The following is a 26911-nucleotide window of genomic DNA, read 5'->3' as shown; positions in this document are numbered from 1 at the left end:
GGGGCGGCCCGCGCGCGGCAGGATCGACGTCCACCATCACGCCGTCCCTCCGAAGATGCGGCAATGGCTGGTCGACCTGGGGATGATCCCGCCGACGGGCGGCCCCAACTGGGCCCAGTGGTCGCTCAAGGAGACCCTCCGGACCATGGACGCCAACGGCATCGCGGTAGGGATGGCGTCCGCGCCCGCCCCCGCCGAGGTGTTCCAGGACCGCAAGATCGCCGTCTCGGGCGTCCAGGTGTGCAACGAGTCGCTGGCCGAGCTGGTGCGCGACAACCCCACCCGGTTCGGCTTCTTCGCCAACGTCGCGATGCTGCGCCCGGACCTCGCCCTTCGGCAGACCGCGCACGCGCTGGACGAGCTGGGCGCGGACGGCGTCCTCCTCAACACCTCCGCCGACGGCCGCTACCTCGGCGACCCGATGTTCGACCCGCTGTTCGCCGAGTTGAACCGGCGCCGCGCGGTCGTGTTCACCCACCCGGTCGCGCCGAAGGGCATCGTCGAGGTGCCGAACGTCGGCGACTGGCTCGGCGACTTCCTGCTCGACACCACCCGCACCGCGCTCAGCCTCATCGCCGCCGGGACGCTGGAGCGCTACCCGCACGTGTCGATCATCCTGTCCCACGGCGGCGGGATGCTGCCGTACATGGCCGGACGCGCCGAGCGCTGGGGCCGCGAGGACGACGGGCCCGACCCGGCCAAGATCCGTCCCGCGCTGCGCCGCTTCCACTACGACACGGCGCTGCCGACGTCGCCGTACGCCACACCGTCCCTGCTCGGCGCGGTCGGCGCGGACCGCGTGCTGTTCGGCACCGACTGGCCCGCCAATTCGGCCCGGGAGGTCGGCATCAACACCGCTGAATTCGACCGCGACCCGGGCCTGAACGGACGCGCGCACCGAGCCGTCATCCGGGACAACGCGCTGCGCCTGTTCCCGCGCCTGGCCGCCCGCATCCGCGGCTGAGCCGGCGGAGGCCGATGGCCGCCCGGTTGCCGATCGGCAGCCGGGCGGCGGCCGGCCGGCGGCCGGGGCACGGCCGGGCGACGGCTGAATGTCGCCCGCGTGGCGGTTTGGCGCCATTCCCAGGTCGGAGGCATTTCAGGACCGACTGAAATTTCAGTTACGGCTTGAAATCTGGTTGTTGACACCTCATCGAAGTACGTTGCTGCCACGCGCCGCCTTTGTCACGAAGGCCATCCCAGCCTGTTCGCGTGATCGAGGCGGCTGCCCCCCGCCAACCCCCGAGATGCCGCTTACGCCTACAGGCGAACGGCGGCGAAAGGTGGACCAGAGTGAACCGTGGATCGCACCTCAAACGCGTGGTACCCCCACTTTTGAGTGCCGCGGCGCTGATCACGCTCCCCGCGCTCGGAGCCGTCCCCGCGACGGCCCAGACCGCCCCCGCCCCCGCGGACTACGTCAAGCTCGCACACATCCCGGAGACGGAACTGGCCAACAAGGTGCAGGGCCGGCTCGGCTCCCAGCACGCGGGCTCCTACCTCGACAGCGCCGGAAACCTGGTCGTCAACGTGACCAACGCCGCCGCCGCCGAGCAGGTCAAGGCCGCGGGCGCCAAGCCCCGCATCGTCAAGTACGGCATCCAGCCGCTGACGGCCGCCAAGAACACCCTCGACCAATACGCGGGCACGCCCGCCGCCACCGGCCTGACCTGGGGCCTCGACGTCATGACGAACTCCGTCATCGTCACCGTCCCGAAGGCCGACAACGACGCCGCCACCAAGGCGTTCCTGAAGCGCGCCAAGGCCATCAGCAAGGCCGTCCGGATCCAGCGCGTGGACGGGTCGCCGCAGCTGGCGCTCGGCCCCGGCGACGCGATCCACACCAGCGGCTCGCGCTGCTCGGTGTCGGCGATCGGCACCGCCAGTGGCACCGAGTACGTCATGACCGCCGGGCACTGCACCGCCATCGGCGCCACCTGGACCTCGGGTGGCCAGACGGTCGGCACCCGGCAGCTCAGCAGCTTCCCGGGCAACGACTACGGGACGCTCCGCAGCGCCGGACAGGTGCAGCTGACGAACGCCAACCTCACCCAGGTCGGGCGTCCGGCGGTCGGCACCCCGATCCAGAAGAAGGGCTCCACCACGGGCACGACTTCCGGGTCGATCCGCGGCTACGACCGTACGGTCAACTACCAGCAGGGCGCGGTCCGCGAGCTCATCGCGACCTCCGCGTGCGCCCAGCCCGGTGACAGCGGCGGCTCGCTCCAGGGCGGCAACATCGCCATCGCCATCACTTCCGGCATCAGCAGCCAGAACTGCAACGCCGGTGGATTCGAGTCCTTCTTCCAGCCGCTGGACGAGGCACTCCAGGCCCAGGGCGCGACCCTGAAGGCGGGCTGAAGCGCCGCCTCACCCTGAAGTGAGCTGAACTCTCTCCGCTCATGTGGGGCTCCCGGTCCGCCGGGGGCCCCACATCTGTTTCCGCCCGCCTCACCCGCTCGCCCTACCCGCCGGTTCGCGCCCGCCTCACTCGCCGGAGCCGAAGATGGGGCGGTTCCCCGGCCCGGCCTCGTCGTCGGGGACGCCCATGTTCTGGCAGGCGGTCAGGCGCCATCGCCCGTCCTCCTTCGCCATGACCCACAGCGGGGTGCCCACGTCCCGCCCGTCCGGAGTCTGGTAGAGCTGGCGCACCTTGACGGCGGCGACGTCGGGGCGGATGAACAGCACGTGCTCCAGCTCGAACGTCACCGTCGTGCCCTTCATCCCGCCGGGGAGCACCTGCCGTGTGAACGCCGCGATCTCTTCGAGGCCGTAGAGGCGCTTGCCTGCGCCCGTCGTCCAGATCGCGTCGGACCGGAACAGGCCGAGGAACTCGTCGGGGAGCTCGTTGTTCTGCGCGTGTTCGACCACGGCGACGACCTGCTTGATCGCGTCGATCTCGGTCTCGCGTGCTCGTGCGTCGATCTCCGTTCCGCTCATGGAGCCCAGTCTCCGACGTCAAGCGAACTTGAGGTCAAGGGGCGGTCGGGGGCGTCAGGCGTAGAGCCAGTCGACGTGGCGGTAGTCGCGGGGGGCGCGCTGCTGGAACAGCTCGTTGCGAAGCAGCCGTGCGACGCCGTCCACATGCCAGATGTCGCCCCAGAGGCGGGCATTGGCCTGGACGCGGGCGGTCCGCCCGGTGCGCTCGGCCTCGTACCGCTTGACCGCGCCGTCCCAGCCGGACGGGGCCGCGCCGCCCAGCTCGGTGGCGAGGCAGGCGGCGTCCTCGATGGCCTGGCAGGCGCCCTGCGCCAGGTACTGCAGCATGGGATGCGCGGCGTCGCCGGTCAGGACGAGGCGCCCGTCCACCCAGTTCGGGATCGGGAGCCGGTCGTACATGGCCCAGCGGCGGTCGCGCCACAGGGAGCCGAGGCCCGCGCGCACCTCCTCGCACGCGCCGGAGAAGACCTCGTCGAGCTCCTCCGGGCCGCCCCAGTCCTCCTCGCCGCGCAGGTAGCCGGGGGACTTGAAGACGGCGACGGTGTTGAACATCTCGCCGCGGCGCAACGGGTACTGCACCAGGTGGCAGCCGGGCCCGACGTGGCAGACGACGTCCTGGAGGGCGTTCTGGTCGATGCGGTCACCGAGGTCCGCGACGGGGAACGCGCCCCGGTAGGCGACGTAGCCGGAGCAGATCGGCTCGTCGTCGCTGAACCTGGCGCGGAGGGTGGAGTGCAGGCCGTCCGCGGCGACGGCGAGCAGGCCGTGGTGGTCGCCCTTGGCGCTGTGGACGGTCACGCCGTCCGGCTCGGTCGTGACGTCCCGGACGTCGCAGTCCGGCACCAGCGCCACGCCGGCCCGCTCGCACGCGCGGGTCAGGATCGCGAGCAGGTCGCTGCGGTGGATGACGACGTACGGCGCGCCGTAGCGGCGGACGAACGCGTCGTCCAGGTCCAGGTGGGTGAGCTCGGCGCCGTCCAGGACGTCCTTGAACAGCAGCCGGCACGGCGCGACCCCGGCGTGGAGGACCTCGTCGAGCAGGCCCCACCCGGCCAGGATCCGCGTCGCGTTCGGCGCCATCTGGAGACCGGCGCCGACCTCCGTGAACTCCGGTTCCCGTTCGAGGACGCGGACCGAGCGGCCGGAGCGCGCCAGCGCGTACGCGGTGGACAGCCCTCCGATGCCGCCTCCGGCCACGACGACATCGACGGGAGCGGATGCTGAGTTCATTCAGGCTTCCTTTCAGAGCCAGGGGCCGGCGTTCAGAGCCAGGGGCCGAGTGCGGGCGGGCGGGCGGAGCGTCCGGTCAGCCACGCCGCCAGCCCGGCGGCGTGGCCCTTGGCGGCGTGCCTGGTGACGGCTTCGGCGGCGAGCGCGGCGTTGAAGCCGTCCGGCAGGTCGGCGAAGGTCACGCCGTTGTCCAGGTCGAGGGCGTGGACGCACACCTCGCGGGCGCGCATCCACGGGATCTCCCCGGCGGGGACGGTCCGTCCCTGCGCGGTGATCACCAGGGCCTTCCAGGCGTCCTGCGGGAGGGCGTCCATGTCGGCGGCGAGGGCCTTCGCGGAGCCGTGGACGAGCGCGCGCAGCTCGCTCGCGGGCAGCGCGGACAGCTCCTCGATCTCCCTGGCGCGCTGGCCGGCGTCGGCGTACATCCGGTTCTCGACGCCCGTGGCCGCCCAGGTCAGCAGCCTGCGCAGCGCCTCGGCGTTGCCGTGGACGTGGGCGATGACGTGGCGGCGCGTCCAGCCGTCGAGGGCGGTAGGCGCGGCGAGCTCGTCGTCGGTGAGGCGATCGACGGCGGCGAGGAACAGCTCGGTGCCGCCGTCCGTCCAGGACCGGGGACCGTCGCCGCTCATGGCGTCCTCGCCGTGTTCTCCAGGCGGCCGATGCCCTCGATCTCCGTGATCACGGTGGAGCCTTCCGTCAGGTAGCGGGGCGGCTTGCGGGCGTGGCCGACGCCGCCGGGCGTGCCGGTCGCGATGACGTCGCCCGGCCGCAGCGTCAGGATCGTGGACGCGTACCGGACGAGCGCGACCGGGTCGAACACCAGGTCGGAGGTGTCGGTCTTCTGCGTCACGTCGCCGTCCACGCGGCAGTTCATCGCCAGCGCGGGACGGACGCCGCCGGGCAGCTCGTCCGGCGTGACCAGGACGGGCCCGAGCGGCGTCGTGCCCTCGAACGTCTTGCCCTGGAGCCATTCCTTGGTGCGGAACTGCCAGTCGCGCATGGTGACGTCGTTCATGACGGTGAACCCGGCGATCGCGGCCTCGGCCTCCTCCTCGGACGCGCGCCGCACGGTCCGGCCGATGACCAGCGCCAGCTCCGCCTCCCAGTCGACGGCGGCCGACTCGGGCGCGAGCTGGATGTCGTCGCGCGGGCCGATGAGCGCCTCGGCGAACTTGGCGAACAGGGTCGGGTGCTCGGGCAGGTCGCGTCCCATCTCCAGGATGTGGTTGCGGTAGTTGAGCCCGACGCAGAGGACCTTGCCCGGACGGGGCACGACGGGCGCGAGGCCGGCGTCGTCCACGGGACGGGCCTCCCCCTGCGCGGATGCCGCCGCACCCGCCCAGCCGTCGCGCCCGAGCAGCCCGCCGACGTCGGGGGCGTCGAGCAGGACGGCGCCGTCGGGGGTGATGCGGGCGGCGCGGGTTCCGTCGTCCGTGCGGATGGTGGCGAGCTTCACGCGTTCTCCTCGCTGTGTTCGGTGTGGGCGCGGTGCTGGTGCAGGCGCTCGAAGATCGGGGTGTCGCTGAACCGGAAGAGGTCCAGGCCGTGCTCGGTCGCTAGCGCCATCGGCTGCCACGACGGGACGACGAACAGGTCGCCGCGCTCCACCGTCCAGCCGCGGTCCCCGACCGTGACCTGCCCGGTGCCGTCGAACACCTGGTAGACGGACGAGCCGACCTCGCGGGCCGCCGCCGTCTGCGTGCCCGGCGCGAGCCGGTGGAACTCGGTGCGCAGCGTCGGCATGACGTCCCCGCCGGTGGTGGGGTTGGTGTACCGGACGGCGGCGTGCCCCGGCTCCACCGTGGCCCGGTGCCCGTCCGCCTCCAGCGCGAGCTGCTCGGACAGGGCCCGGTCGGTGTGCTCCCACCGGTAGGCGAGCAGCGGGGTCGCCGGGGTCGGCTCCAGGTGGGTGAGGGGGCGCAGGCCCGGGTGGCCCCACAGCCGCTCCGACCGCGACCGGTCGGGGGCGTCGCGCGTCTCGACCTCGTCCGGGCCCGGCTCGAAGAACGTCGACTCGGCGAGGTACTGGAACGGGATGTCGAGCCCGTCGATCCAGGCCATCGGGCGGTCGCTGATGTTGTGGTGGCCGTGCCAGTGCCAGCCCGCCTGCGGGAGGAAGTCGCCGCGGCGCATGGCGACGGGGTCGCCGTCGACGACCGTCCACACGCCCTCCCCCTCGACGACGAACCGGAACGCGTTCTGCGTGTGCCGGTGCACGGGGGCGTCCTCGCCCGGGTTGAGGTACTGGATCGCGGCCCACAGCGTCGGCGTCGCGAACGGCCTGCCGCCGAGCCCGGGGTTGGCCAGCGCGATCGCCCTGCGCTCGCCGCCGCGCCCGACCGGGACCAGCGCGCCCGCCTGCTCGGCCATCGGCAGCAGCGCGCTCCACCGCCACAGGTGCGGCAAAGCCTTGGACCGCGGGGAGGCCGGCATCAGGTCGCCGATCTCGGTCCACAGCGGGACGAGCAGCTCGGCCTCGAAGCCGCGGTACAGCGCCTCCAGCTCCGGCGTCCGGGCGGGCTGGTCGGCGGCGTCGGTCGCGACGATGCTGAGCGTCATGATGAGCCCTTCGTGGGGAACGGTGCCTCGTGCGGGCGGGGGACGTGCGTGGGCGCCTGCCCCCAGGATGCCGACATTTCCACATAGCGGATAACATCTTTCTTCTATGAGGAATAAGCCGCCGTACGCGCTCAACTCCGTGGACCACGCGCTGCGCCTCGCCGCGCTGCTCCAGCAGGAGGGCCCGATGCGGGTCACCGACGCGGCGGAGCGGCTCGGGGTGGCGGCGTCGACCGCGCACCGGCTGCTGACGATGCTCGTCTACCGGGACTTCGCCGAGCAGGGCCCGGACCGGCGCTACGGCCCGGGGAAGGTGCTGCGCCCGGCGGAGCCGTCCGGCGCGCCCGTGGCGCTGCTGCGCGAGGTGTCGGGCGGGCCGCTGCGGTCGCTGGTGGAGCGCACCGGCGAGTCCGCCAACCTCGTGGTGCTCGCCGGGACGGAGGTGCGCTTCATCGCCACCGCCGAGTCCGACCAGATCCTGCGGGTCGGCGACCGCACGGGCGTGTCGCTGCCCGCGCACCTGACGTCCGGCGGCAAGGCCGTCCTCGCCGCCCTCGACCCGGCGGACGTGGCCGCCCGCTACGGCGACGCGCCCGGGTTCGATCTCGCCAGGCTGCGGCGCGAGCTGGCCCTCGTGCGCGACCGCGGGTTCGCCATCAACGACCAGCTCACCGAGACCGGGCTGACCGCCCTCGGCGTGGCGGTCAAGGATCCGGCGGGCGTCCCGCTGGCCGGGCTGTCCATCGCGCTGCCGACCGCCCGGTTCGACCGCGACCGCCTGCCCGGCTGGGTCGGTGCGCTGTCGGCCGCCGCGCAGCGCATCGAGACCGCCCTCGCGGTCAACGCCTCTAGAGCGGAAGGGGCTGGTGGCGAGTGAAGGCCGCCACGTCGGCTTCGAGCGCGCGGGCGGTGGCGCGCAGCTCGGGGAGGAGTCGTTCGCGCATCCGCTCGACGGGTTCGCGGGCGGCGGGCGCGGCGATGTTGAGCGCGGCGACCACGCCCCGCCCGGCCGCGCGGATCGGGACCGCGATGGACCTCAGCCCGAGCTCCAGCTCCTGATCGACGACGGCGTACCCGTCGTCGCGGGCCGTGGCTATCTCCCGGCTCAGCTCGCGGGCCCCGGTCAGCGTGCGGCCGGTGAAGGCGCGGCGGTCGGAGCGCCCGATCAGCTCGGACGCCTCGGCCTCCGGCAGCCCGGCCAGCAGGACGCGTCCCATCGCGGTGGCGTAGGCGGGGAAGCGGGTGCCGACGGTGATCTCGACCCGCATGATCCGGGACGCCTGGGCGCGGGCGACGTAGCGGATGTCGGTGCCGTCCAGCACCACGACGGACGCCGAGTCGTGGACGCGCACGACGAGATCACGCAGATGCGGGCGGGCCAGCTCCTCGAACGTCAGCCCGCTCACCTGCCGGTATCCGAGGTCGAGGACGCGCGGCAGCAGCGCGAACGTCCCGCCGCTTTCGCGGGCGTAGCCGAGGGCGGTCAGCGACAGGAGCGCGCGGCGGGCGGTGGCGCGGGCCTGGCCGGTCAGGGCCGCGGCCTCGGAGATCGTCCGTCCTTCGGTCCGGGTGCCGATGGCGTGCAGGACGTCCAGGCCGCGGTCGAGGGACTGGAGGAATCCGGCGCCGAGCCGGGCCTTCAGGTGGCCGTTCGAGCCGGGCGTCCTCGCCTCGTCCGGGTGCGGTTTCTGTGCCGTGACCTGCTCCATATCGGTGACGCACGCCATGACGGGCGTCCGCGCGTGCGCCCGCAGCGACGCGGCCGAGTGGCGGCTGGCATGGCTGACGACGATCAAGGCGAGGGGCCCGGCGGCGGTGCCGACGGGAATCGTGACGGCGACGAGCCCCGGCTCCAGGAAGTCGTCGTCCAGTTCCCACGCCGATGGGTTGAACGGGCGTTGCAGCGGGTCGCCGACCTTGAACGCGATCGCCAGGGACCCGCCGGGCCGCGACTGGCCGACGACGCGGAGCCCGTCCCGGTCGGGCACGGCGAGCACGACCGACTCGTCCAGGTCCGCGGCGAGCCGCGCGACCCGTCCGGCCAGGACGCCTTCGGGATCGAGACCGGACAGGTAGAGGTTGCCGACGTCCATCGTCCGGGGCGTCGCGACGACGTCCCGGCCCTTCCAGCGCAGGTAGCCGGTCTCGGTGAGGGTGCTCAGCACGCGGTCGACGGTGGAGCGGGCCAGCCCGGTCTCCGCGACCAGGTCGGCGGGACGCAGCGGCCCGCTCGCGCGCCCGACGACTTCCAGGATCTCCAGCCCCCGCTTCAGGGGCCCGACCGGATCGGTCTCGCGCATCACCCCTCCTCTTGACATCGCCCGGACGACCGCCGACACTGCATCGACATTTATGAAGCAAAGTTCACTAGGCGAACAGGACGATACCGGCATGGACAAGGTGGTGGCGAACGCGGCGGCGGCCGTCGCGGACGTTCCGGACGGGGCGTCGCTGGCCGTGGGCGGGTTCGGGCTGAGCGGCGTCCCGAACGTCCTCATCGAGGCGCTGCACGCGGCCGGGCCCGGCGAGCTGAGCGTGGTGTCGAACAACTGCGGCGTCGACGGCGGCGGGCTCGGCATCCTGCTGGAGGCGGGGCGGATCGTCCGGGTGACCGGCTCCTACATCGGCGACAACAAGACGTTCGCCCGCAAGTACCTGGCCGGCGAGGTCGAGGTCGAGCTGATCCCGCAGGGCACGCTCGCGGAGCGGCTCCGCGCGGGCGGCTGCGGCATCCCCGCCTTCTACACCCCCGCCGGGGTCGGGACGCCCGTCGCCGAGGGCGGCCTGCCGTGGCGGTACGGGCCGGACAAGTCCGTCGCGGTGGCGTCACCGCCCAAGGAGGTCCGCGAGTTCGACGGCACGCCGTACGTGCTGGAACGCGGCATCCGCACCGACTTCGCGCTGGTGCGGGCGAGGCGCGGCGACCGGCACGGCAACCTCGTGTTCGGCAAGGCGTCCCGGAACTTCAACCCGCTCGCCGCGATGGCGGGCCGCGTCACGATCGCGGAGGTCGAGGAGCTGGTGGACGCCCTGGAGCCCGACGAGGTGCACCTGCCGGGCGTGTTCGTCCAGCGGGTCGTGGAGCTGACGCCCGAGCAGGCCGCCGACAAGGGAATCGAGAAGAGGACGGTGCGCGCCTGATGGCCTGGTCCCGCGACGACATGGCGGCCCGCGCCGCCGCCGAGCTGACCGACGGCTCGTACGTGAACCTCGGGATCGGCCTGCCGACCCTCGTCCCCGGCCATGTGCCGCCCGGCGTGCACGTCGTCCTGCATTCGGAGAACGGCGTCCTCGGCGTCGGCCCCTACCCGACCGAGGACGAGGTCGACCCGGACCTGATCAACGCGGGCAAGGAGACCGTCACGGTCCTGCCGGGCGCGTCGTACTTCGACTCGTCGCTGTCGTTCGGGATGATCCGCGGCGGCCACATCGACACCGCGATCCTCGGCGCGATGCAGGTGTCGGCCGGTGGCGACCTCGCGAACTGGATGATCCCGGGCGCGCTGGTGCGGGGCATGGGCGGGGCGATGGACCTGGTCCACGGCGCGCGGCGCGTGATCGTCCTGACCACGCACAACGCCAAGGACGGCAGCCCGAAGGTCGTCGAGAAGTGCGACCTGCCGCTGACGGGCCGCGCGTGCGTCGACCGGATCATCACGGACCTGGCCGTCCTGGACGTCACCCCGTCCGGCCTGGCCCTGGTCGAGACGGCCCCCGGGGTCACGGTCGAGGAGGTCGTGTCGCGAACCGGCGCCAAGGTGATCACCTGAGGCCGCGGGCGGGTGCCGCGCAGGCGCCGGACGCGCACGCGGCGAGCCACACCTGCCAATCGGCGTCGTAGCGGTCGCCGATGGTGGTGGTGAGGAACGTCCGGGCGGCGTTCCAGTTCCCCGTCCGGTAATGGCAGAGCAGCGTCACGACATCGGCGGGATGCTTCTCGAACATGTACCGGACCGCGAGGTAGCTCCACTGGTAAACGCGGGACGCGTCGTGGCCGTAGTTGGTGTCCCACAGCTTGCTCAGCGCGTACGTGTGCTTGGCCGCCTCCGCGATCGCCGCGGCATTGGTGACCTTTCGGTACGAGTAGGAGACGTATTCGGCGAGCCCTTCGATCCACCAGATGGTGGGCGTGCTGACGTTGGCGCTGAAACCGCCGTACAGGTTGAACCGGCCGTCGAGGTAATGCGTGTACTCGTGGTTGAGGTTCCGGATCTCGAATGGGCCGTGCCCGCTCCTCCTCGAAGGTGATGGCCCGAGCCCGGTTCCCCGGCGCGGCCGGGTCGCCCTCCAGGTACATCCCGCCGGTGTTGACGTTGATGCCGAACATCACGCCCGCGTACGTCCGGTAGTCGGTGCGGGAGTCGAAGACGGAGACCTCGATCGTGGAGTTGTGGTCGTCGGCGACGGGCTGATCGCCGTCCATCACCAGGCGGTGGAAATAGGCGTCCTGTCCGAGCAGGCTCGCGCATGTATCGGATAGCTGCCCGGCCGTCATCTCCTGCGCGCGGATCCTGATTCCGGCACTGCACGGGTGATCGATGGTCAGGACGCTCCGCGCGAGCCGCTCCTTCAGATCGCACGGGTCGTAGTAGGCGCAGTTGGCGCGGTCGTAATGGTCGGGCCCCACGGTCGACGGGTTGTACCACTGGACGTAGTAACCGGCATGCAGATACACCACCAGTTGAGCGGTACTCCCGCTGTTATCCCCCGCATAGCGCACCGCGTTATCGCGCAACGCACCGGCGACCGTGACCATCTGAGGCTCGCGGAACGCGTCATAGGCGTCTTTGCCGATCAAGCCGAACAGTGTGTTGATACAACCCACCGTGGACGTTCTGATCTGCTGCACCAGCTCGCCGCCCGACCGGCTCCCGAAGTCAGCCGGGCTGCACTCCGCACCCCTCCACTCCCGGGGCCCCTCGGATTCACGCGGCGAAGCCGACACCGGCGGACGTTCCTCGACCGGCAACGCGGATCCCCGGCCATGCCCCGCCGCGTAATCGCCGTTCTGCCCCGTGACCGGATGCGGTCTCGGATGAGCACTAGCGGGCGAGACCACCAGAACGATCCCGAGCACCAGGACGACCCACACCCCCTCCCGCATTTCCTGCGCCGCGCTCCGCGAAACCCACTGATCACGAACCGGAAAGCAAAGTCCCGATCCCCGGCGGGAACGCGTTACTCGCCAGGCGCGGCCACCGCGCCGCCGCTGATCCTGACAATGCGGTCGTCAAGGTCGAAGAGCACGACCAGCCGATACGGGCCATCGCCGTCCGACCGCTGACCCTGCACCCGAGCAGGCGTGTTCTCCACAATTCTGGCGCCGTCCCGGCTGAGAACGGCGTTGACCTCCGGATGCTCTTTGGCCCTTTCCAGCGGACACCGAACGGTGACGCGATGCCCGTCGCCCGACTCGACGACGATGACCGCGGGCGATTCGTCGACCTCGAACCCGTGCCGCTCCATGAAACCGCGGACCACCCGGCGCTGCTCGTCCGGCCAGACCTCCGCGGCCCGCATGAGCAGCCGGGGAACGGCCGACCGATCGAACCGCGCCGCGGGCAGACTCGGATCGTCGGTCGCCAGGACGAGGCGCCCCTTCCCGTCGTTGACGGTGACGAAGCTGACCCCCTTGGCGCCGATCAGCGGCGCGGCGGAAAGCGCCATCGTGAACGCGCCCTCGGCCGGATGGTTGAACCGGGAGAAGTCGAGGTGCCCCTTGACCAGTTCAGGAATCTGGTGCCGTTCGCCGAAATCCCGAATGGTGCGGAGCTTCGCCAAAGCAGGCAGGTCCTGCTCCCAACTGGGGTTGTCCCACGTCCACAGCCAGCTCTGGGAAAGGTTGGAGAAGCTGCCCAGGATGGTGAGACGCTGCAGCACGCGACCGTCCAGCGTCACGGTCGCCTCCTCCGGGTTCCATTCGACGTAGTTCTGCTCGAAGGCGTCGTTGAAGGCGTCCTGCTGGTGGATCGCGGCGGCGGCGATCTCACTCGCGAACGCCTGGAACTCCGGGCTGTAGAAGGTGGGTCCGTCGGGGAACTCGCCCCAGAACCGGGCCATCCGGTGCCGCCCGGCCCTCGCGTAGATGTCACTCAGCCTGCGCGCGGACTTGTCGTTCCCGACCTCCAGGACCGCTCTGCGCAACCACGTGACACCCTCATTCACCTCCCCCCGCTCCAGATGGAGGCCCGCGATCGCGTTGGCGGCATTGGGATGCTTGAGATCCGCGGCGCGCCGCCACGCCTCCATCCGCTTTTCGGGTTCACCACGGTCCTGCCAGACGAACCCGAGGTTGTAGGCGGCGATGGCGTTCCCCAGATCCGCCGCCCGCCCGTACCATTCCGCCGCCGCGACTAGGTCGCCTTTCCCGTCGTCGTCGTAGATCGCTCCAAGGTTGGACGCCGCCTTGTCGTCGGAATCCAGCTCCCAGGCGCGCAGGTAGCACCGTTCGGCCTCGTCCACCTCACCCCGCTCGCCCAGGATCACCCCGAGGTTGAGATAGGCCCCCGCGTGCTCCTCCCCGATGGCCTGCCGGTACCACCGCTCGGCCTCCTCCATATTCCCCTCACGCTGCGCCCGGACCCCCCGCTCGTACAGGACGTTCGCATCGTCCAGCTGTCCGGCATCAGTCATGGGGGCACTCCTCGTGGTCGCGGTTGGCGCGTGATCGTAGAGAACGACGCCAAGAACCCATCCACGGTTCGCCCGCACCGGCGACCAAGGTCGCGCGGATCGTCAGGAGGCGGTGGCGGCCTTCCACAGGTGGCCGTCGGGGTCGCTGAAGTAGCCGGAGTATCCGCCCCATTCGGCTCCGGTCGCCTTTTTGACCACGGTGCCACCGGCCGCGACCGCGGCGCGCATTATCTCGTCCACCGCGTCGCGGGAATCGGTGATGAAGTGGAACGAGGTGCCGCGGAAGCCCGATCCCTCCGCGGGAACACCGGCGTCTTCTGCCGCCGCCTCCCACTTGTAGAGGACGAGCGAGGAGCCCTCGCCCAGGTCGCATTTGACGTAGTCGCCGTAGTCCTGGACGATCTCGCAGCCCAGCCCTTCCCCATAGAACTTCTTGGCGCGGGCCACGTCCGCGACGCCGAGCATGATGGCGCTGACCTTCAACTTCGTTTCCATGCCGGCCACGTTAGGCGCGAGCCGGTCGGCGGCGCTTCTTGATTCCTGATCGGTCCGTCCAAAGGCCGATCCCAAAGGCCGATCCCAGGGGTTTCTCCGGGTAATCCCCGATGTCCGGTGATGGCGCCCGTCCATACGCTCCTTCCATGACAGAACGGCTTTCGCTAGCGAAGACATGGCGGCTCAAGGCGGCTGCAACGGGTGGCCTCTGCCTGGCCGCCATGGTGATCACCGGGATCGCGCTGGGCGACCGCGTCCCGCCCCTGGACTCCTGGATCGTCGACCATCTGTACTCCCGGCCGGAGACGACGCCCGCCATGATCGCCACGGTGATCAGCGGTGCCGGAACGCTCGCCGGGCTCGTCCTGCTCCTGGCCGCCGCGTCCAGGCTGGTGTGGCGGCGCGGCTCCCGGCTGCTGCCGCGTCACGGCCTGCTGCTCGTGGCGTGCCTTGCCACCGTGGCTCTGCAGGCGGCCTTCCGGCGTGCGGGGCCGCCGGTCACGTCCCAGGACTGGACCTACCCCAGCGGACACGTGACCGTGCTCGCCGCGCTGGCCGTCACCGCCTTCGTGATCAGCCTGGAACTGACGGCCGCATGGCGCGTCACCGTGCTCATCGGCGGCATGACGACCCTGGCGGCGGTGGCGGCGAGCCGCGTCACGCTGGGCGAGCACTACCTGGTGGACGTGGTCGCCGCATTGTTCGCCACAGTCGGCGCCGGTCTCCTCGCCGTCGCCGCCCTGAACCTCCGACCGCGCAGGCGGGTCCTGGGCTGACCCGGCGACTGCCCGGCCGGAACGGAGACTGATCCGCCGCCCGCATCGGAACGGCCGGTCGCTCTGGGAGGTCAGGCGGCGCAGAACTCGTTGCCTTCGGGGTCCTTCATGACCCACCAGTGTCCGGCGGGGCCCTTGTTCTGTTCGACGACGCGGGTCGCTCCCAGGGCCTCCAGCCGGGTCACCAGGTCGTCCAGGCCGCCGGGCTCGCTGTGGACGTCGATGTGCAGCCGGTTCTTGACCGACTTGGGCTCGGGGACGTCCTGGAACAGCAGCCGCCTGCCGTGGCCGACGCCGCTGGCCGGGTCGAACGGGTCGTCGGGGTGGCGGACCGCGGCGTAGCCGCGGAAGGTCTTGCGGCCGCCGTGCTCGACGACCGCCTCCTCTCCGAGCTGACCGGTCGCCAGCAGTTGCTCGATGAGGGCGCTCGGATCCTCCACCTCGTAGCCCAGGGCCGCGGCCCAGAAGTCCGCGAGCGTGGACGCGTCGCTGCTGTCGATGACCAGCTTCCATCCCAGTGCCATGTAACCAGTTATATTGGTTACATGGGCACCGCCGCAAGCAAGGGGCTGACGCTGCGCTCCCATCGCGGTTTCGAGTTCCGCTTCGATCCGGGCGCGCTGTGCCTGGAGCTGCTGACCACCGGCGGCCCCGGCCCCTACCGGCGCTACGAGGTGCTGCACGAGCCCGCCGACCTCGCCGCCTGGGCGGAGCGGTCGCGGCTGACCCCGACGCCCGAGCTGGAGATCACCGGCGCCGAGGTCGCGGACGCGCGGGCGCTGCGCGACGCGCTGTTCCGGGTGGTGATCGTCCACCTGCGCGGGGAGCCGTACCCCGCCGGGGAGCTGGAAACCGTCAACCTGGCGGCGGCCCGTCCGGCGCTGGCGCCCGCCGTCACGCCGTCCGGGGAGCGGCGGTGGGCCGGGCCGCCCACCGGGACGAACCTGCTGGCCACCGTCGCGCGGGACGCCGTCGAACTGCTGTCCGGACCCTTCGCGCACCGCATCCGCACCTGCGCCGCCGACAACTGCGAGCTCGTCTACGTCGACACCTCGCGGCCCGGCCGTCGCCGGTGGTGCTCGATGGAGCACTGCGGCAACCGGCACAAGGTCAAGGCGCTCCGCGCCCGCAATTCCGCGCCCGACCGGGATCGGGCGTAGCGGCCTCATCGGCTCGCGCGGGGGCGGCCCGAGCGGCGGATGCGGCCCCAGGGCTTCGCCACCGCCAGGACGGTCGCCAGCGTCAGCGTCGTCAGCGACACCGCGGGCGGGAAGAACAGGTTGGTGACGCCCGCCGGTTCGGGAGCCCCGCCGGGCAGGTCGCGGCCGTAGGCGCCGATCTCGTCCATGCCCGGACGCAGCGCCACCAGGATCAGCGTGCACAGGACGAGGTTCAGCACCAGCTTGATGGCGACCCACCAGTAGCGCACGAGCCCCCATCGCGTGCCCAGGCCGAGGACGAGCCCCGTGATCAGGGTGAGCAGCCCGGTGACGAGCATCGGCCACACGACGAAGGTCGCCAGCGTCTCGTACGCCAGCCCGCGGACCTCGTCGCTGGAGCCGAACTTCCCGGTCAGCACCAGCACCGCGACCATCACGTCGATCCCGATCCACGCCCCGGCGAACACGATGTGCGCGACGAGCACCGACTTGCGCCAGCGGCGTCCGAGCTTGAACCAGCCGTCCTGCCGGCGTGCCGCTTCCCGGAGCGTCTGCTCGGTTTCTGTCTCACGTACCGCCATGTCGTCACGTCCTTCGTTCTCTATTGGAACCGCAGGAATGACGATGGCCGTTTGCTCTGCGGATTCCGTCCGCTAGGGGACGACACTGCGGGTACGACGACCGGCGCAAGTGGCGTCCCGCGCGCTACGCCGGGTGGGGTACCGGCCGGGCGGGGCCGGGATGCCAGGATGGCGAGCATGCCTTTCGCTGAACCGCCCGCAAGCGCGGCCTGGGAGCACCGTGACGCCCGCACCGGATTCGAGGTGCTGCGCACGAGCCGCGGCCAGGGCGTCGGCTGGACGCTGCACGGAACCACCACGGCCGTCGAGAACGGGACGACCTGGGCCGTCGAGTACGTGATCGAGGTGGACGACGACTGGCGCACGCGCCGCGCCCGCGTCCGCCACCCCCTGGACGGGCGCCCCGGCGAACCGGCCGAGGTGACGCTGGAGAAGGCCGCGGACGGGCGCTGGCTGGTCGACGGGCGGCACGTTCCCGGCGTCGACGGCTGCGTCGATGTCGATCTCGAATCGTCGGCGGTGACGAACGCGCTGCCCGTGCACCGGCTGGGCCTGGCCGTCGACGAGGCCGCGGACGCACCGGCCGTCTACGTCCGGGCCGCCGACCTGTCCATCGGCCGCCTGGAGCAGACCTACACGCGGCTGCCCGACACCGCCGCCGGACGCCGGTGCTACGCCTACGCGGCCCCGGCCTTCGACTTCACCGCGCGCCTGGTCTACGACGAGTCGGGATTCGTCCTGGACTATCCCGGTCTCGCCGTCCGCCGCGCCTAGCAACCATGCCGCCGCGCCCAGCACCCATGCCCAGCCATCGATATCCCAGCAAGGAGGACGAGCCATGGCCGTGACCCTGCTCAACCCGGACGGACTGCCGAAACCCGAGGCCTACCGGCAGCTCTCGATCGCCACCGGATCGCGGACGGTGTACCTCGCCGGCCAGGTCGCGCGGGACGCCGAGGGCGGGAAGGTCGGTGAAGGCGACTTCGCGGCCCAGGCCGAGCAGGCGCTGCTCAACGTGGGCACGGCGCTGGCGGCGGCCGGCGCCACGTTCGACGACATCGCCAAGCTGACCGTTTACGTCGTCGACTGGAGCCCGGACAAGATGCCGCTGCTGGGTGAGGGCGTCGCGCGGGCCGCGGAGCGGATGGGGGTCGACCCGATCAAGCCGGCCACACTGGTAGGCGTCGCGGCGCTCGCCGAGCCCGACCTCATGATCGAGATCGAGGCCATCGCCGTCCTCGACTGACCGTCCTCCAGCCCCCACCCACCGCCATTCAACGGACGAGCCCCGCTCGGCTGACCGCCGTCAGGAGATCGGGGCGTGCCGGGTCAGGTAGCGGTCGAACCAGCGGGCGGCCATGTCCGTGACCTGCTCCAGCGTGCCCGGCTCCTCGAACAGGTGCGACGCGTGCGGCACCACTTCCAGCCGGTGGACGGCGCCGTGCATGCGTCCGGCGGCGTCGTCGTTCAGCCGCAGGACCTCCGGGTCGCGGGCGCCGACGATCAGCAGGACCGGCGCGGCGACCCGGCCCAGCGCATCGCCCGCGAGGTCGGGGCGGCCGCCGCGCGAGACGACCGCGCCGACCCGGCCGGGACGCTCCGCCGCCGCGGCCAGCGCCGCCGCCGCGCCGGTGCTCGCGCCGAACAGGCCGATCGGGTAGCCGGTGGTCGGCGGCGCGGCGGCGAGCCAGTCGATCGCGCCGGCGAGGCGCCGGGTCAGCAGGCCGATGTCGAAGCGCAGCTCGGCGGTGACGGCGTCGCGCTCGTCCTCCGCCGCGGTGAGCAGGTCGATCAGCAGCGTGCCGATCCCCGCCGCGTTGAGGCCCGCGGCGACGGCGCGGTTGCGGGGGCTGTGCCGGGAACTCCCGCTGCCGTGCGCGAAGAGGACCACGCCGCCCGGCGCGTCGTCGGGCAGGGCCAGATCGCCGGGCAGGGCCGCGTCCGCGAGCTCGATCGTCACTTCTGCGGTGTTCATACAGCGTGGCTACCCCTCCGCCACGCCGCCATTCCCGGCGGCCGGGCCGGGCGGCTCAGTGCGGGACGGGCGCGTCCGACCGGTGCTCGCCGCGCTCGGCGCCCCGGCGCACGGTGAAGAACCCGGCCAGCGCGGCCAGCGCGGCGACGGCCTCCCCCGCGAGGCTGATCGTCTTGTCGGCGTACCAGGACGGGTCGTACATCCGCGGAATCGGGCCGAGCCGCCCGAAATCGACGAAGTAATAGAGCAGAACGGCACCGGCCGCGCTCGCCGCGACGACGAACGCGAGCGCGTACGTCCACCGGCGCGCCCAGAAAAGGACGAGCAGCGCCGCGACGGCCGCCGCGATCGCCTGGGCGTAGAAAAGATCGTCGCCGGGGATGGTGCCGCTCGGCGTGTTGGGTCCCGGCGCCATGTCGGGCGCGAACCGCCAGTGGACGACGGCGTCCGCCGCCAGCCCGCCGGCCACGAGTACACGAAGAAGAATGCCCATACCCATTGCACGGTGATACCCGCTCCAGGGATCAATTCCCCGGCACGAATTTCGCCGGTCAGCCGGGCCGCCGCGCAATGATCATTGCGAGCCAGGTGGACGCCATCGCGCCGTAACACGTCAGCAACGCGGCGACCCGGACCCAGCCGAGATGCGGGGCCGCGACCGCGAGCAGGGTCAGGGCCGCGACGAACGCGCCGAGCGTCCCGGCGAGCACGGCGAACCCCATGCGGCGGCGGCCGTCGAGGAGCGCCGCCTCCTGCACGGGCATGACCAGGGAGAGGAACGCGAGCCCGGGGAGGATGAGCGTGGGCGTCCAGAGCGCGGCGGACAGGACGAGCAGCGCCGCGCCCGCTGCGAAGAGCCCGGCGGTGACGCGGGCGGCCGTGACCTCGGCGCCGTCCAGGAGCCGCCGGTGCCGCGGATCGCGGGCGAGCGACAGCGTGACCCCGGCCCGGATCACCCAGTTCACCCAGAACGCCCAGGTCAGCAGGATCATGAACACGAACCACGGCGGGAACACCGCCGCGCCGATGGTCAGCAGGACGGCACGGCGCGGGCGGTGCCGGACCCGCGCCAGCACCGTGTCCAGGCCGCGCAACGGGTTGCGGCGTTTGAGGGCCCTCAGCAGGAGCCTTCTGGCGTCCGCCACCTCGGGCGCCAGGCGCAGCGCCTCGCGGAACGCGTCGGCGGCGGTGCGGTGGTCGCCGGTCGCCAGCGCGACGGCCCCGTGCGTGCGGTGCGCGCTCGCGCTCTCCGGGGCGAGCCGCACCGCCCGCGCCGCGTGCTCGCGGGCCCCGGCCGGGTCGCCGGTCTCGACGAGCGCCAGGCTCATGATCTTGGCGAGCTCGCCGTCGTCGGGCGCCAGCCGCAGCCCGTGCTCCGCGGCCTGGGCGGCGAGCGCGTACTCGCGGACGGCGTAGTGCGCGCGGGCCAGCCTCTCGTAGATGACCGGCTGCTCCGCGTCGCAGGCCAGGGCGTCCTTGAAGGCGCGCAGCGCCCTGTGGTGGCGGCCCGCGTTGGCCAGCACGACGCCCCGCACCCAGTGCCCCATCCAGGCGCGGGGGCTCAGCGCGACGGCGCGGTCCGCCTCGTCCAGCGCCTCGGCCGCGTTCCGCTGGCCGGACAGCGCGAGCGCGACGATCATGTGCGCGCCCGCGTGCTCGGGCTCGCGGGCCAGCACGGCGCGGGCCTCCCGCTCGGCCTCGCCGGGACGGCGCAGCTGCAGCAGGAGCTGGGCCCGCGCGACCATGTCCCGGACGCCGGGCGCGGACGTCATCGCCGCTTGCCGCCGCCGAGCCACGGGAGCAGGTCGTCCCACACGCCGCTCTCGTTGGCGTGCATGACGTAGTTGCGCGCCGTGCCCATCCACTCGGTGACCGCGGTCGGGCGGGCCGAACGCGCCGCGTCCAGCAGGTCGGCGGTGGACAGCGGCAGCGGGCGCCCGACGCGGATCGCCTCCTGCAGTTTGGCCTCGACGGCCCGGTCGACCACGCCCTTCAGGTCGGCGCCCGCGAAACCGTCCGTGGCCTCGGACACGGCGCGGAAGTCGAGCTCGTCCAGCGGCACCTCGCGGCAGAGGAGCGCCAGGATCGCGGCGCGGGCGGGCAGGTCGGGCGGCGGGACGAAGACGAGCTGGTCGAACCGGCCGGGACGGCGGAACGCGCTGTCGACGTACCAGGGCGCGTTGGTGGGCGGCGAGGATCAGCACGCCCTCGTTGGCGTCGCCGTCCACGCCGTCCATCTCGGCGAGGAACTGGTTGACGATCTGCCGGTTGTGGGCGCGGTTCATGTCCGCGCGGCGGGCGGCGAGCGCGTCGACCTCGTCGAAGAACAGCACGCACGGACGGTTCCTGCGGGCGGCCTCGAACGTCGCGTGCAGGTTCCGCTCGCTCGACCCGATGTACATGTCGAGGATGTCGGACAGGCCGACGCTCATGAACGCCGCGCCCAGCTCCCCGGCGGCGGCCCGCGCGAGGTGGGTCTTCCCGCAGCCGGGCGGCCCGTACAGCAGGACGCCGCCGCCCGCGCGCTTCCCGTACGCGGCGAACATCTCCGGCTGCTGGACGGGCAGCAGCAGCTTCATCCGCAGCGACTGCTTGACCTGCTCCATCCCGGCCACGTCCGCGAACGTGACGCCCGCCTTCCGCTTCCCCAGGTCTTCGGAAGGGCCGTCCACGGGCGGCGAGACCTCCGCCAGCGCGTGCGCCAGCGCGGGCTCGGCGGCCGGTTCGGAAACCGGGGAGTGGCCGAGCCTCACCTCGAAGTCGGTGTCGGCGAGCGAGGCGTCGCGGGCGACCGCCTCCCAGTAGCGCGGCCTGGCCGCGGGCACGTCTCCCTCCGCCACCAGCGCTTTCGCGACGATCAGCCCCGCCTTCGCCGGGCCCTCTCCCGGCCCGACACGCTCCAGGGCGGCGAGGGCGGCGCCGTGTTTGCCCTGGCGGAGGAACGCTTCGGCGAGGCCCGTCGCGAGGTCGGCGTCGCCGGGCGCCAGGGCGAGGGCTTCGCGGAATTCGTTCTCGGCGTCCAGGAGGAGGCCCGCGTCCAGGAGCTGTTCGGCCAGGTGGCGCCGCAACGGCAGGTTGTCGGGCGACACGCGCACCGCCTCGCGCAGCGCGTCCAACGTTCCCCGATCCGCCACAGATGCCAGCCTTTCAGCGCGATATGACAGAAACGCCCACGGGCGATGATGTCACGACCGCGGCTGGCCGTAAGCGGTCAACGCTGCGGCTGGGCTCCCGCGGCCCGCGCCGCGCGGACGCGCCGGTAGCTCCAGTACAGCAACCCGAACAGGATGAACCCGGACAGGATGAGGCCCGACCCCGTGCTCCACCCGGAGAGCGGCAGCTCCGGCACCGTCCCCCAGGCGATTCCGGCGGCGAACAGGGCCAGCCCGGTCAGGATCGCGCCCGTGAGGCGCCACCACGACGTGACGCTCTCCTCCGCCGCCTGGATGGCCCGGTTCTGGACGGGTTCGACGAACCGCTCCACGGCCGGGAACTCGCGGGCGAGGATGAGAAGACCGGCGAGCACGAGCAGCAGGCCCGGCCCCGGCAGCACCAGCAGCGCCACACCGGTGAGCAGGACGACACCGCCCACGACGAGCACCACGACCCGCTTGGCATGCCTGCTGTACCCCATGGGTCCCCCTCGTTCCACCGTCCGCCGGCCCCCGCCAAAACGACGCGCTCCGCTCGGCGATGGTTCCCCAGCGTAGATCGTCGGCCGGGTTCGCGGCCGGTAGCGGCGAGAGGCCTACGGATCGTGTCGGCCCCGTCCGGTGCGGGAGGGACGGCCGTGACCGGCGGGTTTGCGGATTCTGCACTATTTGGTCGGATATGCTCACGAGCCTCTCCCCAGGATCAGAGCCACCGATGACACAGACACCCGATGCCGCCATCGCGGGCGACGCGGCGCAGCGCCGCGCGCCCGAGCATGCGTCCAAGGCGTCCCAGGCGCAGGGGGCGGGCAACGGTGGCGCGGTCCCCCGGGCTCGGGATCCGCATCTCGACAACGCCAAGTTCATCGCGATCCTGCTCGTCGCGACCGGGCACGGGATGGCGGGGGTGGACGAGGTCCCGCTGGCCTCCGCGACGTACTACTTCCTCTACCTGTTCCACATGCCGGTGTTCGTCGTGATCTGCGGCTACGTGTCGAAGCGGTTCACGCTCACCGACGGGAACGCGGTCAAGCACGTCCGCTCCACCCTCGCGCCCTATCTGATCTTCCAGACCGCGTACAGCCTGTTCGCCTGGGGGTTCGGGGACCGGCCGTTCGAGATCGGGCTGCTGAACCCGTACTACATCACCTGGTTCCTGCTGGCGCTGTTCATCTGGCGGATATCCACACCGCTGTGGCGGCGGATGCGGTTCCCGGTGGCGGTGTCCGTGGTCGTCGCCCTGCTGGCGTTCATGAGCGACCTCGGCGGGACGCTGGACCTCTACCGGATCCTCGGCCTGATGCCGTTCTTCGTGCTGGGGCTCGTGTTGCGGCCGGAGATGCTGGAGATCCTCAGGCGGACCGCCGTCCGCGTGCTGGGCGCGGTGACGCTGGCCGCCGCGTTCGTCGGCATGTACGTCGCCTACCCGCACATGGACGCGCGGTGGGTGCGCTGGACGCACTCCAACGCCGACATGGGCGTCGGCGAGGTGACCGGAACGGCGATGCGGATGGGGCTGCTCCTCACGGGCCTGGTGCTCGCCGCCGCCTTCCTCGCCGTCGTCCCGTCCCGCCAGACCTGGTACACGGGCATGGCCACCCTCTACACGTACCTGCTGCACGGGTTCTTCACCCGGCTGTTCACGTTCACCGGGTGGAACGAGGCCGACTGGCTCAACACCGTGCCCGGGGTCCTGCTGGTCGCGGTGGTGTGCTGCGTCGGGGCCACGCTGCTCGGCACGAGCCCGGTGCGCCGGGTGACGCGCTGGGCCGTCGAGCCCGATATACGGCCTTTGTTCAGCAAGCAGTGACCGACCGGTAGCCAACAGTTCTGACTGGTCACACCGGGATCACGGCAAACCGCAAGATCGCTGAATTCGTCACATTCCCCCACAGACCAGGTACAGTTAACCGTCAGTTCTCCCCGCGTGCATCCATACGCCCTGCACAGCGCCGCAGCCCCGTCGCTCCCAATGGATCCCCACCGGTGACTGAACGCTTCATCCCGGCGGCCGACACGGCCGCCTAACTGAAAACAAGGACGGTCGCATTGGTCATGGCGCCGCAGGGCGAACATCGAACCGTTGCCGTCATCCTGGCGGGTGGCAGTGGGCAGCGGATGGGCCTTAGCACCCCGAAGCAGCTCCTCAAGATCGCCGGAAGGACGATCCTGGAGCACACGTTGAGCGTCTTCGAGGAGGCGCCCGACATCGACGAGATCCTCGTCCTGATGAACCCGGGGTTCCTCCAGGACGCCGCGGAGTGCGTGAAAAAGGCGGGCTGCACGAAGGTCACCGCCGTCCTGCCCGGCGGGACGTCCCGCAACGCGACGACGCAGCTCGCGCTGGACGCCCTCGCCGACCACCCGGCCGAGACCACCAACGTGCTGTTCCACGACGCGGTCCGCCCGCTGCTGTCGCAGCGCATCATCCGCGACTGCGTGACCGCGCTCCGCGAGCACCTGGCCGTGGACGTCGCCATCCCGTCCGCCGACACGATCATCCAGGTGGACGAGGACGTCATCGTCGACGTCCCCCGCCGCGCGAACCTCCGCCGCGGCCAGACCCCGCAGGGGTTCCGCCTCGGCACCATCCGCGCCGCCTACGAGAAGGCGTGGCAGGACGACGGCTTCGAGGCGACCGACGACTGCTCGGTCGTGCTGCGCTACCTGCCCGGCACGCCGATCTACGTCGTCCCCGGCGACGAGCACAACATGAAGGTCACCGAGCCGGTCGACATGTTCGTCGCGGACAAGCTGTTCCAGCTCGCCTCGTCCGACGCCCCCGACCTGTCCGAGGAGCAGTACGCCGAGGCGCTCACCGGCAAGACCGTCGTCGTGTTCGGAGCGAGCCAGGGCATCGGCGCCGCCGTCGCCGAGCTGGCCCAGGGGTACGGCGCCCGCGTGTTCGGCTACAGCCGCGGCGCCACCCGCACCCACGCCGAGCGCCCGGACGACGTCGCCGCCGCGCTCGCGCAGGCGTACTCGGCGACCGGACGCGTCGACTTCGTCGTCAACACGGCGGGCGTGCTCCGGATCGGGCGGCTCGACACGATCGACCCCGAGGCGATCGAGGAGGCACTGCGCGTCAACTACCTCGCGCCGATCCACATCGCCCGCGCCGCGTTCCCGTACCTCGCGAAGACCGGCGGGCAGCTGCTGCTCTACACGTCCAGCTCGTACACGCGCGGGCGCGCCGAGTACAGCCTGTACTCGTCGGCGAAGGCGGCCACGGTCAACCTCACGCAGGCCCTCGCGGACGAGTGGTCCGCCGACGGCGTCCGCATCAACTGCATCAACCCGGAGCGGACGAGCACCCCGATGCGGACCCGCGCCTTCGGCGACGAGCCCCCGCACACCCTGCTCAGCGCCGACCAGGTGGCCAGGACGTCCCTGAACGTGCTGCTGTCCGGCCTCACCGGCCAGGTCATCGACGTCCGCCGCGAGGACCCGCTCACCAGCGGCCGAACCGGCTGACCCGGCCCGCCCCAGACTCGCGCTTTCGTCCCTTACCCCCGCACCCGCCGCCCCCTCGGCATCGGGCGGGTGCCCCGACCCCTCGTTCGCCGCCCCAGGGCCGCGCTGACCAGACGGAGGTGTGCCGTGCGACGTCTCGCCCGGTACTCGAAGCTTCTGCGGTTTTCCACGGTGTTGTCCTTGCCCGCCACGCTCGCGCTGATGATCATCGCGGCGGCGGCGGGGTCGCCCGGCTGGTTCCTGGGCGCCGCGATCGCGTGCTACGTCGCCGAGCCGGCCGTCCACAAGCTGTTCCCGGACGCCGACCGCCCGCTGCGCTGGGGCGAGCTGAGCGCCGGGGCGCGCACACTGATCCGGCAGGCGGCGTTCGTGCTGCTGCTCGTCCGGGCCGGCGGCGCCGGCGACGGGACGATCTGGACCGCCGCCCTCGGCTTCTTCGCCCTCGACTGGCTGCGCGCCGGGGCGCTGATCGGCGCGGCGACCGTCCGCCGCGTCAACACGATCCCGTACGCCAGCCGCAACCTCGGCGACGGCGAGCCCGCGTTCCCGCCGCCCGAGCCCGCCTGGCACGTGCGCCTGGTGACCCTGGTCGAGGGCTACGCCGACGTCCTGCCCCTCCTGCTCGGCACGATCGGCCTGCTGGCGGACGTCCCCGAACTGCTGATCGCCGGGCTGGCGGGCGCGGCGGCGGGCACGCTGGCGTCCTGCGCCGCGCAGGTCCCGTACCTGCGGCGGGTACGCCGCCTGCTCAACGGCGCGCGCACCGGACGCGACGTGCAGCGCCGCGTGAGCGCCTACGAGCCCGAGGTCGTCCTGTACTTCACCGGCCTGGCCGTGAACGCCTACCAGGCCAACATGTGGCTGGAGACGCTGGAGCGGCTGAACCGCAAGGCGATGGTCCTCGTCCGGACGCCGGAGGTCGTCGGCGCGCTGGCTCCGACGCGGCTCCCGGTCGTGTGCATCTCGCGGGCCGAGGACGTCATGAACTTCGACTGGTCGACGGTCCGCGTCGCGCTCTACACCGGCAACACCGGCAAGAATCTCCACCTGCTGCGCGAACCGGACATCAAGCACGTGTTCATCGGCCACGGCGACAGCGACAAGGACTCCAGCTCCAACCCGGTCAGCAAGGTCTTCGACCAGGTGTGGGTCGCGGGCCCCGCCGGACGCGACCGCTACCGCAACTCCGACGCGGGCGTCCGCGACGAGGCCATCGTCGAGGTCGGCCGGCCGCAGCTCGCGGGCGTCACCGAGGGCCCCACCGGCAACGAGGTGCCGACCGTCCTGTACGCGCCGACCTGGGAGGGCTGGGACAGCGAGCACGGCTACTGCTCGCTCCTCACCATGGGCGAGAAGATCGTCGCCGCGCTGCTGGACGAGGCCAAGGGCCTGCGCGTCATCTACCGCCCGCACCCGTACACCGGCACCCGGATGGCGGCCGCCGCCGCGGCCCACAACCGGATCATCGCGATGATCGAGCAGGCCAACCGGACCGGGAAGGGCGGGCACCGGGTCGTCACCGGCGCCGATGCGTCGCTGCACGACTGCTTCAACCAGTCGGACATGCTCATCACCGACATCTCCAGCGTGATCTCCGACTACATGCCGAGCCTGAAGCCGTACGTGGTCACCAACCCGCACGCCGCCAACGACGCGGACTTCCGCGCCGACTTCCCGTCCGCGTCCGCCGCGTACCTGCTCGGCCCGGGCTGCGCCGAGCTGGCGGATATCCTGGCGGTCACGACGACACCCGGCCGGGACCCGCTAGCCGAGGAGCGCACCAGGCTCCGCGACTACCTGCTGGGCCCCGCGGAGCCGGACGCGATGACACGGTTCGCCGCCGCGGTCGACACGTTGGCCGAGGCGGGCCCCCGGTCCACGATGTACGCATTTCCGGCATCACGGGTCCCCGACCACGCATAAAGTGTCGCTCGGT

27 protein-coding genes and 3 pseudogenes are annotated in these 26911 nt (G+C 71.9%); 12 read left to right on the top strand and 18 right to left on the bottom strand.

Annotated features, from left to right (window positions below; genetic code table 11):
- Positions 1-964, top strand: a 964-nt coding sequence (locus E1264_RS01730; RefSeq protein WP_132168834.1) for an amidohydrolase family protein, incomplete at its 5' end; no start/stop codon positions are given.
- 329 nt (positions 965-1293) lie between these two features.
- Positions 1294-2361 carry a S1 family peptidase gene (locus E1264_RS01725; RefSeq protein WP_165963912.1) on the top strand — a complete coding sequence of 356 codons (1068 nt, stop codon included), beginning with the start codon at positions 1294-1296 and terminating at the stop codon, positions 2359-2361.
- 126 nt (positions 2362-2487) lie between these two features.
- Here E1264_RS01725 and E1264_RS01720 read toward each other — a convergent pair whose 3' ends face one another.
- From E1264_RS01720 to E1264_RS01700, 5 genes are read right to left on the bottom strand one after another with little or no spacing between them, the layout of a single operon-like run.
- Positions 2488-2940 carry an SgcJ/EcaC family oxidoreductase gene (locus tag E1264_RS01720; RefSeq protein WP_132168830.1) on the bottom strand — a complete coding sequence of 151 codons (453 nt, stop codon included), beginning with the start codon at positions 2938-2940 and terminating at the stop codon, positions 2488-2490.
- A 54-nt stretch (positions 2941-2994) separates the two neighbouring features.
- A complete protein-coding gene (locus E1264_RS01715; protein WP_132168828.1) occupies positions 2995-4170 on the bottom strand; it encodes an FAD-dependent oxidoreductase in 1176 nt (391 codons plus the stop codon).
- Between the two features lie 32 nt (positions 4171-4202).
- Positions 4203-4799 (bottom strand): maleylpyruvate isomerase N-terminal domain-containing protein, encoded by a 597-nt coding sequence (locus E1264_RS01710; RefSeq protein WP_132168826.1) that lies wholly within the window; start codon positions 4797-4799, stop codon positions 4203-4205.
- Positions 4796-5626 carry a fumarylacetoacetate hydrolase family protein gene (locus E1264_RS01705; protein WP_132168824.1) on the bottom strand — a complete coding sequence of 277 codons (831 nt, stop codon included), beginning with the start codon at positions 5624-5626 and terminating at the stop codon, positions 4796-4798. The genes E1264_RS01710 and E1264_RS01705 overlap by 4 nt, the downstream gene beginning before the upstream one ends.
- A complete protein-coding gene (locus tag E1264_RS01700; protein WP_132168822.1) occupies positions 5623-6729 on the bottom strand; it encodes a cupin domain-containing protein in 1107 nt (368 codons plus the stop codon). The genes E1264_RS01705 and E1264_RS01700 overlap by 4 nt, the downstream gene beginning before the upstream one ends.
- 106 nt (positions 6730-6835) lie before the next feature.
- Between E1264_RS01700 and E1264_RS01695 the strand changes: the two genes are divergently transcribed.
- Positions 6836-7606 carry an IclR family transcriptional regulator gene (locus tag E1264_RS01695; protein ID WP_132168819.1) on the top strand — a complete coding sequence of 257 codons (771 nt, stop codon included), beginning with the start codon at positions 6836-6838 and terminating at the stop codon, positions 7604-7606.
- On the opposite strand, the gene E1264_RS46175 is transcribed toward E1264_RS01695, so the two are convergent.
- Positions 7578-9029 (bottom strand): IclR family transcriptional regulator C-terminal domain-containing protein, encoded by a 1452-nt coding sequence (locus tag E1264_RS46175; RefSeq protein WP_207935664.1) that lies wholly within the window; start codon positions 9027-9029, stop codon positions 7578-7580. The genes E1264_RS01695 and E1264_RS46175 overlap by 29 nt on opposite strands.
- Before the next feature lie 91 nt (positions 9030-9120).
- Here E1264_RS46175 and E1264_RS01685 point away from each other — a divergent pair, with 91 nt between their 5' ends.
- Positions 9121-9870: a CoA transferase subunit A gene (locus E1264_RS01685; protein WP_132168815.1), complete on the top strand. Its 750-nt coding sequence runs from the start codon at positions 9121-9123 to the stop codon at positions 9868-9870.
- Complete coding sequence (locus E1264_RS01680) at positions 9870-10499, top strand: 3-oxoacid CoA-transferase subunit B (RefSeq protein ID WP_132168813.1); 630 nt, start codon at positions 9870-9872, stop codon at positions 10497-10499. Before E1264_RS01685 ends, E1264_RS01680 begins: the two co-directional genes overlap by 1 nt.
- Here E1264_RS01680 and E1264_RS45820 read toward each other — a convergent pair.
- The 4 genes and pseudogenes from E1264_RS45820 to E1264_RS01665 form a co-directional block, all read right to left on the bottom strand.
- On the bottom strand, positions 10492-10890 hold the full coding sequence (locus E1264_RS45820) for a collagenase (RefSeq protein WP_279489510.1): 399 nt from the start codon (positions 10888-10890) through the stop codon (positions 10492-10494). The two genes, E1264_RS01680 and E1264_RS45820, sit on opposite strands and share 8 nt — an antisense overlap.
- A gap of 73 nt (positions 10891-10963) precedes the next feature.
- Positions 10964-11833: pseudogene (locus E1264_RS45815) on the bottom strand (collagenase); the annotation flags it as partial.
- Positions 11834-11907: 74 nt separating this feature from the next.
- Positions 11908-13362, bottom strand: coding sequence for a tetratricopeptide repeat protein (locus E1264_RS01670; protein WP_132168811.1), 1455 nt, complete (start codon positions 13360-13362; stop codon positions 11908-11910).
- A gap of 102 nt (positions 13363-13464) precedes the next feature.
- Positions 13465-13857 carry a VOC family protein gene (locus tag E1264_RS01665; protein WP_132168809.1) on the bottom strand — a complete coding sequence of 131 codons (393 nt, stop codon included), beginning with the start codon at positions 13855-13857 and terminating at the stop codon, positions 13465-13467.
- 146 nt (positions 13858-14003) lie between these two features.
- On the opposite strand from E1264_RS01665, the gene E1264_RS01660 reads away from it, so the two are divergent.
- Positions 14004-14633 (top strand): phosphatase PAP2 family protein, encoded by a 630-nt coding sequence (locus tag E1264_RS01660; RefSeq protein WP_165963911.1) that lies wholly within the window; start codon positions 14004-14006, stop codon positions 14631-14633.
- Between the two features lie 71 nt (positions 14634-14704).
- On the opposite strand, the gene E1264_RS01655 is transcribed toward E1264_RS01660, so the two are convergent.
- Positions 14705-15157, bottom strand: coding sequence for a VOC family protein (locus E1264_RS01655; RefSeq protein WP_132168805.1), 453 nt, complete (start codon positions 15155-15157; stop codon positions 14705-14707).
- A 21-nt stretch (positions 15158-15178) separates the two neighbouring features.
- On the opposite strand from E1264_RS01655, the gene E1264_RS01650 reads away from it, so the two are divergent.
- Positions 15179-15793: a CGNR zinc finger domain-containing protein gene (locus tag E1264_RS01650; RefSeq protein ID WP_132168803.1), complete on the top strand. Its 615-nt coding sequence runs from the start codon at positions 15179-15181 to the stop codon at positions 15791-15793.
- Between the two features lie 5 nt (positions 15794-15798).
- On the opposite strand, the gene E1264_RS01645 is transcribed toward E1264_RS01650, so the two are convergent.
- A complete protein-coding gene (locus tag E1264_RS01645) occupies positions 15799-16374 on the bottom strand; it encodes a hypothetical protein (RefSeq protein WP_243710697.1) in 576 nt (191 codons plus the stop codon).
- A 177-nt stretch (positions 16375-16551) separates the two neighbouring features.
- Here E1264_RS01645 and E1264_RS01640 point away from each other — a divergent pair, with 177 nt between their 5' ends.
- Positions 16552-17148 carry a putative glycolipid-binding domain-containing protein gene (locus tag E1264_RS01640; protein ID WP_132168801.1) on the top strand — a complete coding sequence of 199 codons (597 nt, stop codon included), beginning with the start codon at positions 16552-16554 and terminating at the stop codon, positions 17146-17148.
- A 64-nt stretch (positions 17149-17212) separates the two neighbouring features.
- Positions 17213-17620, top strand: coding sequence for a RidA family protein (locus tag E1264_RS01635; RefSeq protein ID WP_132168799.1), 408 nt, complete (start codon positions 17213-17215; stop codon positions 17618-17620).
- 60 nt (positions 17621-17680) lie between these two features.
- Here E1264_RS01635 and E1264_RS01630 read toward each other — a convergent pair whose 3' ends face one another.
- From E1264_RS01630 to E1264_RS01610, 6 genes and pseudogenes are all read right to left on the bottom strand, one after another.
- On the bottom strand, positions 17681-18349 hold the full coding sequence (locus E1264_RS01630; protein WP_132168797.1) for a dienelactone hydrolase family protein: 669 nt from the start codon (positions 18347-18349) through the stop codon (positions 17681-17683).
- 55 nt (positions 18350-18404) lie between these two features.
- Positions 18405-18842 carry a hypothetical protein gene (locus E1264_RS01625; protein WP_132168795.1) on the bottom strand — a complete coding sequence of 146 codons (438 nt, stop codon included), beginning with the start codon at positions 18840-18842 and terminating at the stop codon, positions 18405-18407.
- 58 nt (positions 18843-18900) lie between these two features.
- A pseudogene (locus tag E1264_RS46170) lies at positions 18901-20076 on the bottom strand (tetratricopeptide repeat protein); the annotation flags it as partial.
- A gap of 41 nt (positions 20077-20117) precedes the next feature.
- Positions 20118-20381, bottom strand: a complete 264-nt coding sequence (locus E1264_RS46165; RefSeq protein WP_347813355.1) for a hypothetical protein — start codon at positions 20379-20381, stop codon at positions 20118-20120.
- Positions 20382-20586: 205 nt separating this feature from the next.
- A pseudogene (locus tag E1264_RS46160) lies at positions 20587-21438 on the bottom strand (AAA family ATPase); the annotation flags it as partial.
- A 122-nt stretch (positions 21439-21560) separates the two neighbouring features.
- Positions 21561-21983: a PGPGW domain-containing protein gene (locus E1264_RS01610; protein ID WP_132168791.1), complete on the bottom strand. Its 423-nt coding sequence runs from the start codon at positions 21981-21983 to the stop codon at positions 21561-21563.
- A gap of 233 nt (positions 21984-22216) precedes the next feature.
- On the opposite strand from E1264_RS01610, the gene E1264_RS01605 reads away from it, so the two are divergent.
- The 3 genes from E1264_RS01605 to E1264_RS01595 all read left to right on the top strand — a co-directional run bounded on the left by E1264_RS01605 (position 22217) and on the right by E1264_RS01595 (position 26898).
- A complete protein-coding gene (locus tag E1264_RS01605) occupies positions 22217-23311 on the top strand; it encodes an acyltransferase family protein (RefSeq protein WP_165963909.1) in 1095 nt (364 codons plus the stop codon).
- Between the two features lie 245 nt (positions 23312-23556).
- The gene (locus tag E1264_RS01600) at positions 23557-24975 is read left to right on the top strand and encodes a bifunctional cytidylyltransferase/SDR family oxidoreductase (RefSeq protein WP_132168787.1); all 1419 of its coding nucleotides are present in this window, start codon (positions 23557-23559) and stop codon (positions 24973-24975) included.
- 180 nt (positions 24976-25155) lie between these two features.
- Positions 25156-26898, top strand: a complete 1743-nt coding sequence (locus E1264_RS01595) for a CDP-glycerol glycerophosphotransferase family protein (protein ID WP_132168785.1) — start codon at positions 25156-25158, stop codon at positions 26896-26898.
- Positions 26899-26911 lie beyond the last annotated feature (13 nt).

Origin of the sequence: Actinomadura sp. KC216 (assembly GCF_004348535.1) — a bacterium.
In the GTDB taxonomy this organism is placed as follows: domain Bacteria; phylum Actinomycetota; class Actinomycetes; order Streptosporangiales; family Streptosporangiaceae; genus Spirillospora.
The sequence above is the reverse complement of the archived record's forward strand: the minus strand, read 5'-3'. Positions and strand labels throughout refer to the sequence as shown.